At 56.0% G+C, this 17,316-nt stretch carries 8 protein-coding genes and 1 pseudogene; 6 read left to right on the plus strand and 3 right to left on the minus strand.

Annotated elements, in window-relative coordinates:
- The first annotated feature begins 5 nt into the window (after window positions 1-5).
- From wecC to IWX64_RS04255, 3 genes are all read left to right on the plus strand, one after another.
- Entirely contained in the window at window positions 6-1,256 is a 1,251-nt protein-coding gene (gene wecC / locus IWX64_RS04245; protein ID WP_196865903.1) for a UDP-N-acetyl-D-mannosamine dehydrogenase, read from the plus strand.
- A 534-nt stretch (window positions 1,257-1,790) separates the two neighbouring features.
- Window positions 1,791-5,786, plus strand: a complete 3,996-nt coding sequence (locus IWX64_RS04250) for a glycosyltransferase (RefSeq protein WP_196865904.1) — start codon at window positions 1,791-1,793, stop codon at window positions 5,784-5,786.
- The gene (locus tag IWX64_RS04255; protein WP_196865905.1) at window positions 5,783-6,778 is read left to right on the plus strand and encodes a serine O-acetyltransferase; all 996 of its coding nucleotides are present in this window, start codon (window positions 5,783-5,785) and stop codon (window positions 6,776-6,778) included. The genes IWX64_RS04250 and IWX64_RS04255 overlap by 4 nt, the downstream gene beginning before the upstream one ends.
- 21 nt (window positions 6,779-6,799) lie before the next feature.
- Here the strand turns inward: IWX64_RS04255 and IWX64_RS04260 are convergent, their stop codons facing one another.
- Window positions 6,800-9,388, minus strand: coding sequence for a heparinase II/III domain-containing protein (locus IWX64_RS04260; protein WP_196865906.1), 2,589 nt, complete (start codon window positions 9,386-9,388; stop codon window positions 6,800-6,802).
- A gap of 238 nt (window positions 9,389-9,626) precedes the next feature.
- Window positions 9,627-11,282: a hypothetical protein gene (locus IWX64_RS04265; RefSeq protein ID WP_196865907.1), complete on the minus strand. Its 1,656-nt coding sequence runs from the start codon at window positions 11,280-11,282 to the stop codon at window positions 9,627-9,629.
- Between the two features lie 830 nt (window positions 11,283-12,112).
- Between IWX64_RS04265 and thiL the strand changes: the two genes are divergently transcribed.
- From thiL to IWX64_RS04280, 3 genes and pseudogenes are all read left to right on the plus strand, one after another.
- Window positions 12,113-13,105 carry a thiamine-phosphate kinase gene (gene thiL / locus IWX64_RS04270; RefSeq protein ID WP_196865908.1) on the plus strand — a complete coding sequence of 331 codons (993 nt, stop codon included), beginning with the start codon at window positions 12,113-12,115 and terminating at the stop codon, window positions 13,103-13,105.
- A gap of 177 nt (window positions 13,106-13,282) precedes the next feature.
- Window positions 13,283-16,447 (plus strand): S-layer homology domain-containing protein, encoded by a 3,165-nt coding sequence (locus IWX64_RS04275; RefSeq protein ID WP_196865909.1) that lies wholly within the window; start codon window positions 13,283-13,285, stop codon window positions 16,445-16,447.
- A gap of 212 nt (window positions 16,448-16,659) precedes the next feature.
- A pseudogene (locus tag IWX64_RS04280) lies at window positions 16,660-16,851 on the plus strand (transposase); the annotation flags it as partial.
- A gap of 29 nt (window positions 16,852-16,880) precedes the next feature.
- Here IWX64_RS04280 and IWX64_RS17235 read toward each other — a convergent pair.
- The gene (locus tag IWX64_RS17235; RefSeq protein ID WP_196865930.1) at window positions 16,881-17,213 is read right to left on the minus strand and encodes an integrase core domain-containing protein; all 333 of its coding nucleotides are present in this window, start codon (window positions 17,211-17,213) and stop codon (window positions 16,881-16,883) included.
- Between the last annotated feature and the right edge of the window lie 103 nt (window positions 17,214-17,316).

The raw sequence follows: 17,316 nt of genomic DNA on the forward strand, positions 1-17,316 counted from the left end.
AACACATGAACACCATCCAAAAAGTCGCAGTTATCGGTCTCGGATACATCGGACTTCCAACTGCTGCCATTCTGGCGACCAACGGGCTTCAGGTGGTCGGCGTGGACATCAAGCAGGACAACGTGGACGCCATCAATCGCGGAGAAGTGCCATTCGTCGAGCCAGACCTCAACATTCACGTGGCGGGTGCAGTCAGCGTTGGTAGCCTGTCGGCCACAACCGTAACTCCGTCAGCAGACGCCTTTATCCTTGCTGTGCCAACTCCCTTCAACGCTGACAAGACGGCAGACCTGAGCTACATCGAGGCTGCGGCCCGCGGTCTTGCGCCACAGCTCCGAGGCGGTGAGCTGATCATCCTGGAATCAACTTCTCCCCCGGGCACAACCCAGCACCTCGCTGATTACCTGCTGGGGCTTCGTCCGGACCTCAGCCTTGACGGAGCCAACGGTAAACCAATCCTCCATGTAGCCCACTGCCCAGAACGGGTTCTCCCCGGGCGGGTCATGATTGAACTCGTAACCAATGACCGGATTGTGGGAGGGATTACCGACGCGGCGACTGAGCTCGCCCGCCAGCTGTACCACGTTTTCTGCCAGGGTGACATCCACCTCACCGATGCAGCGACCGCAGAAATGGCGAAGCTCGTCGAGAACGCTTACCGGGACGTGAATATCGCCTTTGCGAACGAACTGTCGGTCATTAGCGACAAGGTCGGCATCGACGTCTGGGAGCTGATCGAACTCGCGAACCACCACCCTAGGGTGAACATCCTGCAGCCCGGCCCAGGCGTCGGCGGCCACTGCATCGCCGTTGACCCGTGGTTCATCGTTTCGGCAGCCCCTGACGAGTCAAAGCTGATTCGTCAGGCCCGGGAAACAAACGATGCCAAGCCGGCCTGGGTTATCGATCAGGTGAAGGCGGCGCTTAAGGATGCAGGGAGTAACGCGAAAGTTGCGGCCCTCGGTCTCGCCTTTAAGGCGAACATTGATGACCTGCGAGAATCTCCGGCCGTGGAAATTGTCAGGCAGCTCAGTAGTGATCTGTCAGAGAGCACGGTTCTTGTCGCTGAACCGCACGTATCGACGCTTCCCAAGTCACTAACCGGTCTCGCCAACGTCGAGCTCGTCGAGACTGCAAACGCTGTCAGGGATGCTGACGTTGTGCTGTTGCTTGTCGATCACGATGATTTCAAGGAGATGGACCGTGCATTACTCGAGGGAAAGTCAGTAGTCGACACTCGCGGAATCTGGCGGTGACACCTCTGACGGTGAGTTTCCGAATCATGATGGAGGAAATCAGTGCGGTTTGAGGACGAGATCCGATCACGGCCCATAGATGCCTCGGCTAAACGCGCTAGGTATTTAGCCGACATTGACCAATTCATCGTTGAGCACGAGAAGCTGACCGCGCGTCGACGTCGCGACGCTAGCGCTATTAGGTCCTTGGAAAGGGACTTAACTTCAGCGCAGCGCGAAAACAGCAAGTTGACGATCGAGGGTAAGTCCTTACGTGAAGAGAACACGAAGCTAAAGGCCACACTATCCGCGCTCCGTGGGTCAAAACGAATGAGAATCGGCTCCGCCGTTGTCACGCCAGCCCAGGTACTTGGACGGTTGTGGCCACGACAGATTCAGAAGGTTGCGCGTCCCGCTCAAGGACCCAGAGAGCTTTCGGGCGCTGCTGTCAATGTGCCGTTGCCAGCCGGGTCAGAGACGGCTCATACAACCGCGTCCGTTGCGCCGGCGGCTATTGTCACCGCAAAACCGAACTCGGCTCCAACACTCGGTCCGTTGGAACGCGCTGAGGAGCTCCGGAAGACTGTGCTCCGGGACCCGTCCGAAATGAATGTATACAACCTGATCGCACATCTCTATTTTGTGCTCGGCAGCGTTAGCGAACCGGCAAAAGCAATTGCTGACTATGCGGAAGTCTTGACGGGACTATCAGCGAAACAAAAGCAGCTGATCGACGCTGTCACGGGACTGGATCGGCTCAGCGAGCGTCCGCCCAACCTGCCGCCCAAGCAAGACTCTCCGGGCTACCAGGCTGAGCGAGGCCGTATTCTCTACTGTGCGCATAGCGTTTCCCCCTACAACTCAAACGGCTACTCAACCCGCACGGCAGGCCTGGTGCAAGGGCTGACTCAAGCCGGAGCCGATGTGATCATTGCGGCACGCCCAGGATATCCATGGGACATCAAGACCGATGTCGCGCCAAGATCCACCTCGAGCTACAACGAAACCATTGATGGAATCAACCACTTTTTCAGTCAGGGCCCCACCTGGACCCAGGGCTCCCTCGACCATTACGTCCAGGAGGCCGCGGACAGTTATGTTCAAGTGGCAACGCGTACTCGTGTTGAACGGATTCATGCTGCGTCAAACCATGTAACTGCCCTGCCCGCGCTGATTGCGGCGCGCAGGCTCGGGCTTCCATTCAGCTATGAAGTTCGCGGGCTATGGGAGATCACCGAGTCGTCGACGAAGGCTGGGTGGGGTCAGTCAGACCGGTTCAGGTTCTCGAAGGAGATGGAAACGCTTGTTGCGCGTGAAGCCGATCTCGTTTTTGCAATAACAGACCAAGTTCGGGACGAGCTAGTCCATCGTGGGGTTCCGGACGAAAAGGTCGTGATTCTTCCGAATGCGGTCGATACTGACCAGTTCAGCGACATGCCGGCTCATGGACCAACGAAGCAGCGGCTGGGTATCGACCACGATATTCCGGTGATTGGGTATGCAGGTAGCCTGGTCGAGTACGAGGGCCTGGCCACATTGCTCGAGGCGTGCCATCGGATGGTGGTAGAGGACACAGACTTCAGGCTTGTGATCGTCGGAGATGGCGCGGCATTGCCAGCGTTGAAGGCACGAGCTGCGACGCTGGGTCTGTCCGACGTAACGATATTTACGGGGCGGGTCAAAGCCAGTGCAATCCCCAACTACCTCAGTATCTTCGATATAACGCCATGTCCGCGTCTGCCACTTCCTGTCACGGAGATGGTTTCTCCGATCAAACCTTTGGAGGCGATGGCAGCAGCCAAAGCCGTGGTCCTTTCCGATTTGCCTCCGTTGAGGGACCTCGCAGGCGCGGACGGGGAACGGGCAGCCCTTTTCCCTGCAGGCGATGCAGTCCAGCTCGCCTCAGTCCTAACAAAGCTCGTGAAGAATGAGGATTGGCGTTGTGAAATGGGCCGCCGAGCCCGCCTTTGGGCGGTCAGCGAGAGGAATTGGCGGCGCGTGGGTGAAGAAGCCCATGTTGCACTGTCAGCATCCGAACAACGCGCGTCCTCCATAAGCGGAACAACCCTGTCAGATGTGACGATTGGTATTATCGCCGATGAATTCACTACCGCTGGCTTGCGCCCCGACATCTCGCTGGTCGAGCTACTTCCCGACAACTGGGCAAACCAGCTAGCCGATTCGAAGATCAGCGCACTATTCGTCGAGTCAGCCTGGGAAGGAAACGGTGGAGCATGGCGGGGGAAGGTGGGTTATTACGACGACGATTCTTTCGCGGATCTACGCAACCTGATTAAACATTGCCGTGCGAACTCAATACCAACAATTTTCTGGAATAAAGAAGATCCCATTCATTTCAACCGGTTCCAGAAAACCGCCACCTACTTTCAGCATGTCTTTACCAGTGATGATCGGTCGATCCGGCGCTATTTGGAGTCGGCGGGCGAATTCCTTGAGACTGTCGCTTCGCTACCTTTTTACGCCCAGCCAGCACTACATAATCCGCTTCCCAGCGACAGGCAGTACTCGCATACTGTCTCGTATGCTGGCTCATATTATGGGGCTCGGTACCAGAAGAGATCCGATCAGCTCCATAGCCTCCTTGCAGCCGCGCTTCCAGTTGGTCTAACCATTTATGATCGTCAGCACCTGAACAAGGAGAGCCCCTACAAGTTCCCAGCGGATCTCGCGCCCCATGTTTCCGGTGGTCTGACCTACGCAGACATGGTGGAAGCCTACAAAGCCCACCCCGTGCACGTAAACGTGAACTCCGTTGAACAATCGGGCACGATGTTTTCTCGCAGAGTGTTTGAGGTCGCCGCTTGTGGGGGAACGATTATCAGTGGACCAGGGCAGGGGATCGATCAGGTCTTCGGAAGTATCATCCCGATCGTCTCTGATCAAGCAAGCGCCCAGGCGCTGATCAACTACTGGATGGAAAATGAGGAAGCCAGAAATGAGGATGCATGGCTTGCCCTGCGTTCGGTACTCCGGAGCCACACAGCTGCTCACCGTCTGGTTTACGTCCTCAGAACGGCTGGCCTGACGGTCAAGGCGCCGATGCTGGAGAAGTATGCGCTCCGCATTCAGAAGATAACTCCAGAGATCCTGGCGGATCTCGATGCCCAGAGTGTCCGCCCTACTCTTCTGTTGACCGAGTTTGGGGCCGGAGATTCTGGACCAGTCAACGGTATCGAAGTTAGGAAGATGTCCGCGGACGATTCGCAGTCCCTTTTGTCAGCCGGAATCACCCTTATTGGAGACCTCCCGACTAGTCAGATCGACCGCACATATTACGAGGACCTTCTCACATCGAGGAAATATTCAGTTTGGGATTCGGCACTCGTCAGCCAAGTGGATCTGAAAGGATGCGGTCGTGGACTGGCTCGGCTAGAAGCTGCTGATGAACGGAAGGTGTCCGGCTTAGCAGCAGTAGTTCCCGCTGGCCATGAACGGACGCTGGTCCTGAGAAGGAAGGTTCTTCGAGATCAGCGATCAAATGCGCATCGGGGTGACAAAACTTTAAAAAAGATTCTGGTTGCCGGGCACGACCTTAAATTCGCTCGTGGCCTCATCGCACATTTAGAAGCAGTTGGACACACGGTCGAAATTGATCAATGGCTCGGACATTCGCAACACGACGAAGAGGCCAGCCGCGCCAAGCTGGCGGAGGCAGAAGTGATCTTCTGTGAGTGGACTCTTGGAAACGCCGTCTGGTTTGCGAAAAACAAGCGTGCCGACCAGCGGTTGGTCTGCCGGCTGCATCTTCAGGAGCTGACCACTGCGTACCTCCATCAGCTGAACACCGACAACGTCGATCGCTTCATATTCGTCGGCCAGCACACAGCGGACGTCGCTCAGCGGGATTTTCGGATTCCACGTTCAAAGTCAGTTGTCATCGCGAACTATGTCGACACGCGGGCGCTGAAACGCGACAAACTCCCGGGAGCCGAATGGAACCTCGGCCTGGTGGGGATCGTGCCGCAACGAAAACGGCTTGATCTAGCGCTCGATCTGCTGAGCGCCCTTAGGACTGAAGACAGTCGGTACCACCTGTTCATCAAGGGCAAACGTCCTGAAGAGTTCGCATGGATGGCTGATCGTACCGAAGAGCTTGACTACTTCCTGACCCAGTATCAGCGTATTGAGACCGACCCGACATTGACCGGAGGAGTTACCTTCGACGCGCAGGGGGACGACATGGCTGAGTGGTATAGCAAGATCGGAACGGTTTTGTCCGTCAGCGACTTCGAGTCGTTTCATCTCACGCTGCCGGACGGGGCTGCGTCTGGTGCGTTCCCTGTAACACTCGCTTGGCCTGGCGCCGATCAGATCTATCCTGTCGATTGGATCGCGCCTGACCCGGTAAGGATGGCCCAGCGCATCCGAACGGTGACAGCCGATATCGCTCGATGGGATGAGCTGAGGTTTGCCGCACAGCGGTTTGTCGTCCAACAATTTTCAAACGATAGAGTGCTGCCGCTATTGAATATGGAAGTGGTAGGTAGGCCGGTTACCAAATCTGGTACGCGACGTGGGGAGCACACATGAAAGTGACAGCCGCACTAGAGAATTTCTTCCAGCTTTCCGTTGCCGCAAGCGAGGGCGGAACACTGTTTGCATACTATCTGTTGCGCGGTGACGAGGTCGTGGAGAAAACGCCCTATGTCGTCTCCAACACCTATAAGTTTCCGTTAGACGGTCCGGGTACGTATCGCGTCAAGTGCTACACCAAATCGCCCGATAGTCCTGCGGTTTCAGCGGTATCCGACCGGGTGCGGTACGTCGGTTTTCCCGACGTACCGCGGTCGAGTCAGACAAAATCATTGTCCCTGGTGGGCTTGACCAAGACAAGTGCCGCAGTGAGTCTGATGCTCGGTGTCAACCACCAGGTAGTTTCGTTCATCGATCCTTCTGGGGAACACGTGGGGTCTCATTTCTTCGGGAAACCCGTCGTCGCTGCCGGCGGCCAGCCCCAAGGGAGTTCGGTTATCGGTCATGAAGCATATGGAGACGATTTTGGGGAGATGCAGCAGTTCTCACTGGCAAATGGATCAATAGACCTGTTATCCAAAGAGCTCCACCGATTCGGGGTGATGGACCTCTATAGACTTTCCCGCAAGGTCTACCTTGAAGGGTTGGTTGACGGCGCCTATTACATCCAGACATTCATCTTCAACAAGTTCAACTCCAGAGTGCCGTTCAAGGCCCGAATTGGAGAAGGTACCCGCCTTGGTATTGGCGGTATTGGAACTGTAATCCACCCGGACTCAATTATCGGACGAGACTGTGTCATTGCTCAGAACGTCACATTAGGCGGAAGAGTGCGGGGGAATGGAACCCCCATCGTCGGCGATAACGTGTTCATCGCGCCTGGAGCCAAGTGCTTCGGGGGACGCATCGGCAGCAACGTGGTCATCGGTGCCAACGCCGTTGTTCTTGAGGAGGTTCCAGATAATTGCGTGGTTGCCGGTGTACCTGCTCGCATTATCAGCACAGACATCAAGCGGTATACCGACTATACGGCGCGGCCTCCCCGGTAAAGGGCAATGGGGTTTCGATCCCTATTCGACATTAATCCAACGGGTTGTGAAGGCTTTGGGCTCCGTCATGCCAGGCTCGGTCCGGAAAACCCGGACCCTGTAGTTGCCCGGAGCCAGATCGTCGAATATGACAACGTCGCGCTCTGAATAGCTCCGTCGGCGAACAATTTCTGATCCGGAGAACAGTCGGTAAGAGATTTGGGTTTCCGCTGGCGCATACACCTTGATGCGAATGCTTCGCGCGCTTTCTTTGGTAGTGAGGATGTAAGCTAGCGCTTCCTCACTGGACTTTGCTACCCACTGCTCCAGGTTAGCTGCAAGGAAGAATCTAAACACTGACCCGACGTCGGCATGCGAAAGATCTGGAAGAATTGTGAGGGAGGTATCGGTAATTTCCTTAGCGGCGAGCTTCTCAGACAAGGGCAGCACATGGTGAGAGAGGTGATGATCGTTTCGGCCTACGAGAATCGAAATTGCTGTGGTTCCGTTGTTCTTGCTTATTGCGGAGTCAATCAACCCATCGAGGTACTCCACATCCGAATCGGAAGTCCCCCCAGCCATGAACTCGAGGATGTTCGGATGTGGGCGAGCAACGAACGAACCTATCCGGGTCTGAGGGGCACCAACGACTATTCGACCAACCGATAGGGCGAGGCCGTGAAGCAGAGCCGCAGTCCCACCTTTGGAGGACCCGACTGTCACAATGTCGCTTACCTCCACACCCTCCCGGTCAGCAATTGTCTTTATCAACCGTTGGACCGCTTGAAACACAGTGTCTGATCGATGGTCAGAGTGATAGTAGGAACCCTGGTCGCCAAAGTCATCCAGAATGTAAAGCGCGTTGATGTCGACAGCGTCGATTGATGCTTTGTAGTTGTAGGTGAAGTCTCCGACGCCTTGGATAGCCGAGAAAACTACCACCAAGCGATTCCGCCCGCTAGCCGTTTTTCCTGGACTGAAGAGATAGTTTAGCGGCACTTTACCGTCTTGTCGTGACCACTTTGAGTCCTGGGCTGCAAGACCCCGATCGACGTAGTTGAAATCGGACAGCCTGATGCTGGTCGTAAGGGTCGCAGACGGACCTGTGAAGGATATGGCCACAACTTTGGCCGGTTCTGCTTGACCGAATCTTGGGAAGCGCCAACCAAGTGGACGAGGCTTCATCACGCCTTCGCGAATGGTAATGATGGTTGCTACATCGGCAGACACCAGCAAATCCATGACCTTCCGATTCTTGTGGAATAGTTCAAAACCTTGGCCATGCAAAGTTATGTCTACGTCCGTCCCAAGGTTCCAAAGCAACTGATAATGATGCTTAGCAGGGCTTGTAATGGAATCGGTAACATTGATTTGCGGAAATCCATCAATCTCGTTGATGTCTATCTTCCGCTCGTGAATAACGTCCTCGTAGCGAGCATTCGTGCCAACAACGGTGAATCCATCGTCCCGCTCATCAACGGATCGCAGGTGTACATCGTTCAACTTCCCATCAGTCCGCGGAAGGCTCCTGCCGTCTACCACAAGGCTATTGTGAGCGAACTGGGAGTAGGCGTATTTAGATAAAGGATCTTTGTAGTCGTAGCTGTAGGGGCCCGATTCGCTTAGAAGGTCTACCCCCGCACTCCGTAAAAAGAAGCTCAGGTCATCCGAGTGTTTGTGGTAATCAGCGTTGTAGGCCGCTGAGAAGAACGCGAAGGTCGCATTCGGATCTCCCCATTTGCTGCGGTAAATCGCATAGCCGGAGTCCGGAAGAACCAGGGTTCGCGCGTCGGGGGCTCGACCAGTCGATCCGCCACTGCTCGCATAGGCGAATTCTTCACTGGTAAAAATCTTCTGCATTCCTGATCGAGAAATGTCGTTTTGCTGTGTATCGCTAATCGGGGGATAAGTGCGATCCGGCATAAGTGCATGAACAGCATAGATTTCGGCCCTTTTGACGAGCTCTTCATAAAACGGTGCATCGGGATGTCCGGCCGCTACCGCAATTCTCTGAACATTAGCTACATGTCTGGAAACCATCAAATGGTAAGTCGGTGTATTCTCGACATGAACCCCGTCTTTGGTGAAACATTCGCTGAAGTAATTCCTCAATCGATTCATTGCGACGTCGAAGTATGCAGCTGACCGGCGTTCCTCAGTGGGCGCAGATAAAATGCTCCAATACAGCAGAGCGAGATCCTGGAACATCCCGTGATTGTTGCCAGCAGCATGAAAGTCATCCCGGGCAAGGAGGTCGGCGGTCGTGCTAATGAGAGGCTGCAGGACCCGTTGCGACAGATCAGGATGGTAGTTCTGCACTCTCATATCCAACGACATGAGGTTCATCAGCCGTTGAGCGGTTGTCTCATCATGATAGGCCATAGGGTGGTCGGTCTGTGGATTTGGGTATCGGTCGATCCAATCCTCCACTACTTCGGTGGCAAGTCTGGCGGCTTCTGGGGCAGACTGCTCGTTCACCAGAACAGTATCGAACCAGTCGACAAGGAAAATGAATCCGTGTAGGTAGCGCTGTTGGCCTCGAGGGTAGGGTGCGGCCCACATCGCGCCGTTGTCATATTTGAGATCATCGAACTGCGCTGATGAGAGGAGCCCATCCTCGATGAAGTTCATGGCTCGGGCCCTGCTTAGATCCCCGCTAGACGAGGGGAGGAGCGAAAGGACCATTTCCCGAAGCCGATACATCTGAGCGTTTGTAACCATTATCCCTAGATCTGTTCGAGAAATGCGGACCAAGATCGAACATGAGAAGGCCGGTTGGCCGTTCGATCTATCAAGCTTAGCCGCCGCTGCGGGTAGTCCTTGTGAGGCATCGTGATCTGGCAGGGAACAATGAGCCAAGGTTCTGCGATCATCCTCGGTGATACCACAGGAGGCTGGCGTAGATACTGCGAGCAGTCCGGTAATGGACGCGATGTGAGGGCGGCCGATCCACGAGGAGAGTCACCGCCCTGCTATTGAAGGCAGATTCGAATCTTGACCCGGTCATCCCAGCGATCAGGTCCTTGATTCCATCACGCGTCGCCGGAAACTCGGCGATAAGTCGGGGGGCCATCTTCAGCTCGTTCGCTCGCAGCCGCTCCTCCACCGTTGGTTTGGGGACTTTCACAAGCCCAGCGTTCCCTGCCGGCTCGCTGACCATCCCATCAAATAATGGTCCACCTTGCTTGGAAAAATCCCTCGTGGCGGGCACTTCGCGAACTTGTGCATAAGCACCGCTGAATCTGTCTCGATCGAATGGCAGCCGCGATAGGCCGGGCGACATACGCTCGATCAGGTCCATCCCTACAATATTTGCCACACGGCTGGCACCATCGAGTCGGAGAGCGAGGGACGCTCCTGCAAGGCTGTAAAGGGGATCAAACCGCGCGGCAAAGGGTGATACCGATCTGGTGATCTCACCGACAAAAAACCTGTTACGACTACTCATGTACACATGGTCGAGAAGCGCATCTCGGCGCACTCCCTTCCCTTCACTCTTTACAATATGGTTCTGCAGCCGAGCCTGGGTGCGGTCGGCAAAGTCCCGTGAGAGCAGTCTGCGGGAAGCGTTAGTCGAGAAACCAAGTCCGCCGAATATCTTTTGGGCCACCTCCTGCGGATTCCCAACGTGGGGGATCCCCTTGTTGTGGAATGAACGAAATAGCTCGCCATAGCCGCCACTGGCAATAGCCGTCGAAGATCGAGTGTTTCCCCGATGCATCGGGCCGGATATGAGCCCGGAGGTATGTTGAAAGCGCCAAAGGAGCTGTTCTTCCTGGGTCTCAGGCGCGACAGTTGGCTCTGTCCCTTGAGCCTTCGTCATGATGAGCCCGTACTCAGTCGCCAGTTGCCGCGCAATGACCTGGTCGGGTTCGGTGGGCCCACCAGAACAGTAGAACGAGAACTGATCGCCGTTGCCCGTCGACAGGATTGCCGCCAACACAGCGCGTGAATCGATTCCCCCGGTCAAGTGCGCCACTTTACGGGAATGGTCTCCAGAGGCAAGCGCCCTCAGGTTCAGTTTGATTTCTTCCTCGGCGCGAGCGAGAGAATCGTCGTAAGACTCTTCTGTCGCGTAGAAGGACTGCTTGGCCGCATAATCTTTCACTGTGAATCCATTTGGAGTGATCTCGATATAGCTGAACTGTGGCAGCGCTTCGATGCCCTCATAACTAGAGTCGACGAGCCCGCCGCTACCGGTGGCAACATATGCAGCGACATATTCAAGTGACTTCCGCGGGCCTCGGCCGATGCTCCGGAGGAAGTCGACGAGCGCACCGAGATCCGACGATGCTGCCCAGCCATCCTCGTCGCGGTGCGTAAAGACGATGCCGCCTCCCAGCGGGTCCGGAAGTAGAGTGACTTGGTCCTTGTCGTGCTCTAGGACGTATAGAGAGATTGATCCACGAAGCTCTTGCCCAAGCGAAGGGAGATTAGAGAGCCCGGGCTGATCCAGGATTCGCGCAGCTTCTTCGTCTCCGTCTATGAACGAACCTCCCAGAGCACCTACTCCGTGGGCCCACACCGTTAGCTGGTTTTGCCTACATTCCGCACCCCTCGAACTACCAACTACGTAAGTGTTAGCGAAAACCCTAAAAGACTCCAGATCCGGAGCCTGAGGTGCTTTCGATTGAAAGATGACTGGCGTTGTTCGCAAGGGATATCTCGATTCGTTTTTCGGTTCAACTCAACACATTGGGCAGAGCCATCGCAGTCCACGGTGAGATTGCTGACAGGACCGTCCGGTTGCTGTCACAACGCGGTCAAATGGAGACGAATTAATGGGAGCCTCGATAATGGGCGCTATTTTAATAGCCTCTGGTCGCCTACCCCATATAGGCATAATCTTTGCGAAATTTGGCCCCTGCGTTCGTCAGAATAGTTTCTCCAGTACAGACTAACCCAGCAGAAGGAGCGTCCCAATAAGAGTCGGAATACTTAGCGCCACCAGGATTGTGAGGAGTAGAGCCACGAATCTTTTACGGCGGTGGGATCGTGAGGCTAAAACTGAAGTCGGCGAGTCCTTCGTTCGTTGGGACAGGGGAGGGGGCTGCCCATGACCGGATGATGGGAACGTGGACGGACTGCCACCGCTTAAACCTAGATGACGAGCGGCAGGAATGCTTTGATCTCGTGCTTCGTGCACGCCGCCCCTCCTCGCTTCGCCCATGTGATGCGAATTATTACCGTTCCACTATAGTTCCGCGGGTAAAGCTCACGAACATCTTCCTGCGCCCCGTATCGGGCTGAAGGCGTCTGTAGTCCAGGTACTTCCCACGACGAAACGACCGCCCAGCTATGCGTTGCTTTGGAATCGGTGGACGCTGTATGAGGCTTCGCTTGTACCTTAGATGTATGCCCCTCACCGTTGCCGATTTTACCGAGACAGATTTACTGGCGAGAATTTTTCCGCGACTTCTTGTCGCAGATGCCGCGGTCATTGGGCCTGGGGACGACGCTGCGCTCCTGGCTGCCCCGGATGGCCGAGTTGTGATCTCCATCGACACACTCGTCGAGAATCAGGATTTTAGACTCAATCGTAGGAATGGACACATTACGGACGGCTTCGATGTCGGATGGAAGGCGGCCGCCCAAAACCTCAGCGACATCAACGCCATGGGTGGGCGTGCCACCTCTCTGCTGGTCAGTCTTACTTTGCCTGGGGCGACGCCTATCGACTGGGTAGATAGTTTTGCGGATGGGATGGCTGCAGCCATCGTGCAGCTCGGTGCAGTCGGATGCGGTGTCATCGGTGGTGATCTGGGGCGGGGACGTGAGCTGGCAGCATCTATAGCTGTAACCGGAACTCTGGATTCGCGCGCTCCGGTTCTCCGCTCTGGTGCGGTCGCTGGCGACATTTTGGCCCTTGCCGGAACAGTGGGACGGGCAGCAGCCGGATTGGCTCTTATGGAGTCGGATCACGATGCCCGAAGCCTTGATTCCGAGATGATGAGGTTGGTGTTGAGTCAGCGCCGACCCTGGCCACCGCTTAAGGCAGGACCTGCTGCGGCTGCCGCTGGCGCACGATCGGCAATCGATGTCTCTGACGGGCTCTTACGGGATGCCGGAAGAATCGCAAAGGCAAGCGGAGTGACCATTAGATTGAACCCTGGTGCCGTGGAACTTCTCGCCGTCCCGCTAATGTCCGCTGCGTCATTGCTCAAGGTCGACCCATTCGACTGGGTACTCACAGGTGGCGAGGACTATGGGATCCTCGCAACGTTCCCGCTGGGCGCTGAGTTGCCTCAAGGATTTCAAAAAGTCGGAGACGTGTTGGATGGTGGATCCGTTGTCGAAGTTGGATCAGTTCTTCACGACGGCGGCGGTTGGGACCACTTCGGGGGCTGACACAGTTAATGTGGTGGATTTTCCGCTGGACGCCCTTTTGCCTCAGGATTCAGGCAGCGTTCGATCATGTTTAGCTAAGAAACAAGTTTCCGTCTCCGCCCACGGGTAGGTTCAAAATAACCCGGAATCTATCCAGGGCGTCGGTCGTTGGGGCTGGCTTATGCGGAGGTCAGCTTCATGTTTTTCTTCACCCATGCGCGTCGTTTAGTTGCTTCGGCAACGGCGTTGATACTCGTGATGCCTTTCCTCGCGATGGGTTCAGCTAACGCCGTCGAACCGGCGGAATACTCGACTGCTGCAGCAGCGGAATCGTTCTCCGACGTTGGCAGTGATAATCAATTCTTCAAGGAGATCAATTGGCTCGCCGGCGCGGAAATATCCACCGGGTACTCCGACGGTTCCTTCCGTCCTCTGCAACCAGTGAACCGAGACGCGATGGCGGCGTTCATGTACCGGCTCGCGGGTAGTCCCAACTACACGCCACCCGCTACGTCCCCCTTCAAAGATGTCACTACGAGGACCCAGTTCTACAAGGAGATCAGCTGGTTAGCTTCAAAGAAGATCTCGACTGGGTATCCGGACAAAACGTACCGGCCACTCGACCCCGTAAACCGGGATGCAATGGCGGCGTTCATGTACCGCCTTGCGGGAAGTCCCACCTATGCTGCTCCAGCATCGCCGAGGTTCGTCGATGTAGGCATGAATGTCCAGTTCTATAAGGAGATCAGCTGGCTGGCAGCCAAGAAGATATCTGAGGGCTGGCCTGATAAGACGTACAGGCCTGTGCAGCCCGTCAACCGAGACGCTATGGCGGCGTTCATGTACCGGTACGCAGGCAGCCCGTCGACCAGCCCAGTAACACTTTCACCTGTTGCGGGTCTGACGGTAGCCAGCACCACACCTTTTTCAGTGACGTTGAAATGGACGAATCCAAGTTCCAGCAGTTACTCGGGAGTACTTGTCCGGCGTGCCCTGGGCACGATTGCGCCCGCTTCACCCACATCTGGCACCGTCGTAACAGATGTCGCGGCACCAAAAACCAGCATTACCAACCCTGGACTCAAGCCGAAGACCACTTACTCGTACGCCCTCTTCGCACACGATGCGAACGGCAAATATGCGAACGCCGCCAACGTGACCGTGACTACGCCTATTGATCCGGCAGCTGGACCAACGCTGAGCGAACAGCGTGCGGCTCTAAGGGAGGACATTGTGGCGGCCAAAAACCTCTACGTGGATTCCAGGCCCTTCATATCAACCTTGGCCAGGGCTGACGGCCTGATTGTGAAAGATGCAGTCGCCAACGGCACCGCAAGCTTGGACAAGGCCGCCGGTCTGGTTTCCGCAGCGACCACTCAGACCGCGATGACCGCTGCGGCGCAGGCAGCCGATGCTGAGGGACTGCGAGCTGCGACTGTCAAGACCAGCTCTAGCCAGATGAATACGTTGAAAGATCTAAGGCTTGTGCAGCAGAACGTTGCCAAAGCAGCATTAGCTGACCTGAATGCTGGACAGATCTCAGTATCCGCATATCAAGCGACGAAAGTTCGTGCGGAGGCCTTTACGACAATTCTGGCAGCCGACCGTGTGGCCCAGCGGAGTGTTATCGGGGATGTGGCGGCCTCGGTCAAGCTTCAGGCGCCGACCTGGCGTGATGAACTTGAGGGCCGTAGCGGCAGCATTCCTGCCTCATCTGGTTGGGTTGGGTTTATGGGTGGATGTGCTCTTCCAGTGGCAGAGTCAAAGTTTGCTCCTAAACTGCCTGCAAGCGGACCAGGGATCATCACAACGAATAAAATGATTGCTGATGCCAACGCACGGGCACTTACAGACCCCGCTATAGCGACGATTCATGGCCAAATGATCCGAGGTGCGGCAAATCAAGCGGCACAGACACTTACGTTGCAGCAGTTGCAAAGCAACTATCCGCCGAGGGTCTCGCGGCTCGGCTACGGCTGGCTGCAGGCGGGGGACACTAAGGCACGCAGTGTTTTGCGGTCGGACACCAAACGGATCCTTGAAGCGGGGCCGGGCTCGATGAACACATTGACCTGGTCACACCTTCTGCTGGCTGCAGGAACGGCAAATGATTGGGCGCCCGTCGAAGGACTGGAAGAGACCGTCTTGGTCCAGTGGATCGGCCCGCAAACCTGCTTGCATGCTGACCGGGAGAATTTTGTTGACGCCGCTACAAATATTGCCGCAATACACAACGCCGCAACTTTCGTGGCCGCCGCAGTCTTCCTTGAGAAATCGCCAGTACAGGCAGCAGCGCTAGCGAAGGAGTCTCTTGTCTCAGTGCAACCAGCGCTGAACATGGTCGCTGCTGACGGTGGGACCCAAGAAGGACCTGGTTACTGGACATATCAAAGCCGCGCGCTATCTACTATCTATTCGACGCTGCCGAATGTGTATGCAACATCTCCAATTACCATGCCTTCACTGGTCAAGACCGCGAATTATGCAATGAATAGTACAGACCCTAATGGATCGCCGACGCCCTTTGCTGACGCCGAGCCGGATGCACTCAGTCCGCTGATGCCAGCCTGGTCTGCGTTCACTAGCAAGGACGCAGGCGCCGCGGCATGGGCATGGAAGGAACTTCAGGCCAAGCCCGACTCCCAGCTGATGTGGTGGTGGGTCAAGCCCGGCAGTCTGCCTGCGAAACGTTCCTCGGTATTCCCGCACACCGGGTTGGCTGCGTTGCACCTACCGGCAGGGAGCACACCGTCGACGGCGACTCTTAAGGGTGGTGACAATAGCGCCAACCATGCTCATCTGGACATCGGTACTGTCTCGTTCTTCAAGAAGGGTGTCGAATGGTCGATCGATCCCGGGACGGAACTTGGCAGCCCAGCAGGTTACTACGGTGATACCCAGCGGTGGAACTATTGGAAGCCGGGCACCTCAGCCCACTCAACGTTGCTTATGGGTCAGTCGAACCAGCCGCTCGGAGCAAAGGGTTCAACAAAGCTTCTTTCATCGTCAACGGCGTCTGTGGACATGACCCAGGCGCTTCCTGGATCGTCATCCGCAACTCGGACCGTCACGCACACTTCCTCAAGCATGATTGTCAACGATCTGATGAAGGCGAGCTCGGGCAAGGCAATGACGTGGCAGTGGGTTTCCGATGCGACGGTCAGTATCGACTCCAGCCTGAACCGGGCGACACTGAAGAAGGACGGACAGCAAATCACCATCACCTTCGGCGGAGTCCCTTCAGGATCAAAGCTGACTGCTGTCGCAGCACCCGGTAAGGGCTCAGATGGACAGGCGCTCACGGTAATAAAGTTGAGTATGGCCAACGTGTCCAACTTGAACCTGTCGGCGACAGTGAAGTAGAACGCAAGGTAAGTCAAACATTCTGGCCAGCCAACAGGGCGTCCCGTGCACATCGCCCAAGAAACGATGATGGTTGATGCGACAGGCGCGTCGAATCCTCCAACGCGAAAATACCCTGACTATCAGGCGTGATCTTTCAGCCATCGGGACTGCCCCGAGTTTGCTTGCCTCCTGACTTGCGAGGATTTACTCATTACAGCAAGGATGTTCACATGCCCAAGCCATTTCCCGCCGAGTTCCGACGCGACGTTGTCGCGGTGGCACGCAAGCACGAAGCGCCGATCTCCCAGATTGCCAAGGACTTCGGAATTTCCGAAGCCACCCTGCATAACTGGCTCAAGGAGGCCGACATTGAAGACGGCGCCCGTCCCGGTGTCACGCAAAAGGAAGCCGCCGAACTCCGTGTCAAGCCGCGGGGTTGGTGGAGGGTTTGTTAGACCCGCTCCATCATTTTGATGGTCGGGAGTTTTGAGTAGTAGATGGTTTCGGCTTCCACCGGTGGTCGGTAGCCGGTCTCGCTGTGAAGGCGTCGATGGTTGTACCAACCGATGTATTCCGCGACGGCGATTTCTAGGTTATTGATGCCCGTCCACGGGCCTTTGTTGCGGATTAGCTCGGCTTTGAACAGCGAGTTCAGTGCCTCGGCGATCGCGTTGTCGTAACTATCGCCCTTGGCGCAGACAGAGGCGACTGCTTCGGACTCAGCGAGTCTTTCGGTGTAGCGGATCGCACGATATTGAACTCCTCTGTCGGAGTTAAGCCGAATCCGGCTTAACTCCGATTATGCCGAGGAAAACGTTAAGCCGAGTTTGGTGCGTTTGCCCTTGTGATTCGGGGGTCTTGGTCCCGTTCCTCGGCTTAATATTGCG

The sequence above is a fragment of the Arthrobacter sp. CAN_A212 genome, from assembly GCF_015752345.1.
In the GTDB taxonomy this organism is placed as follows: Bacteria; Actinomycetota; Actinomycetes; order Actinomycetales; family Micrococcaceae; genus Arthrobacter_D.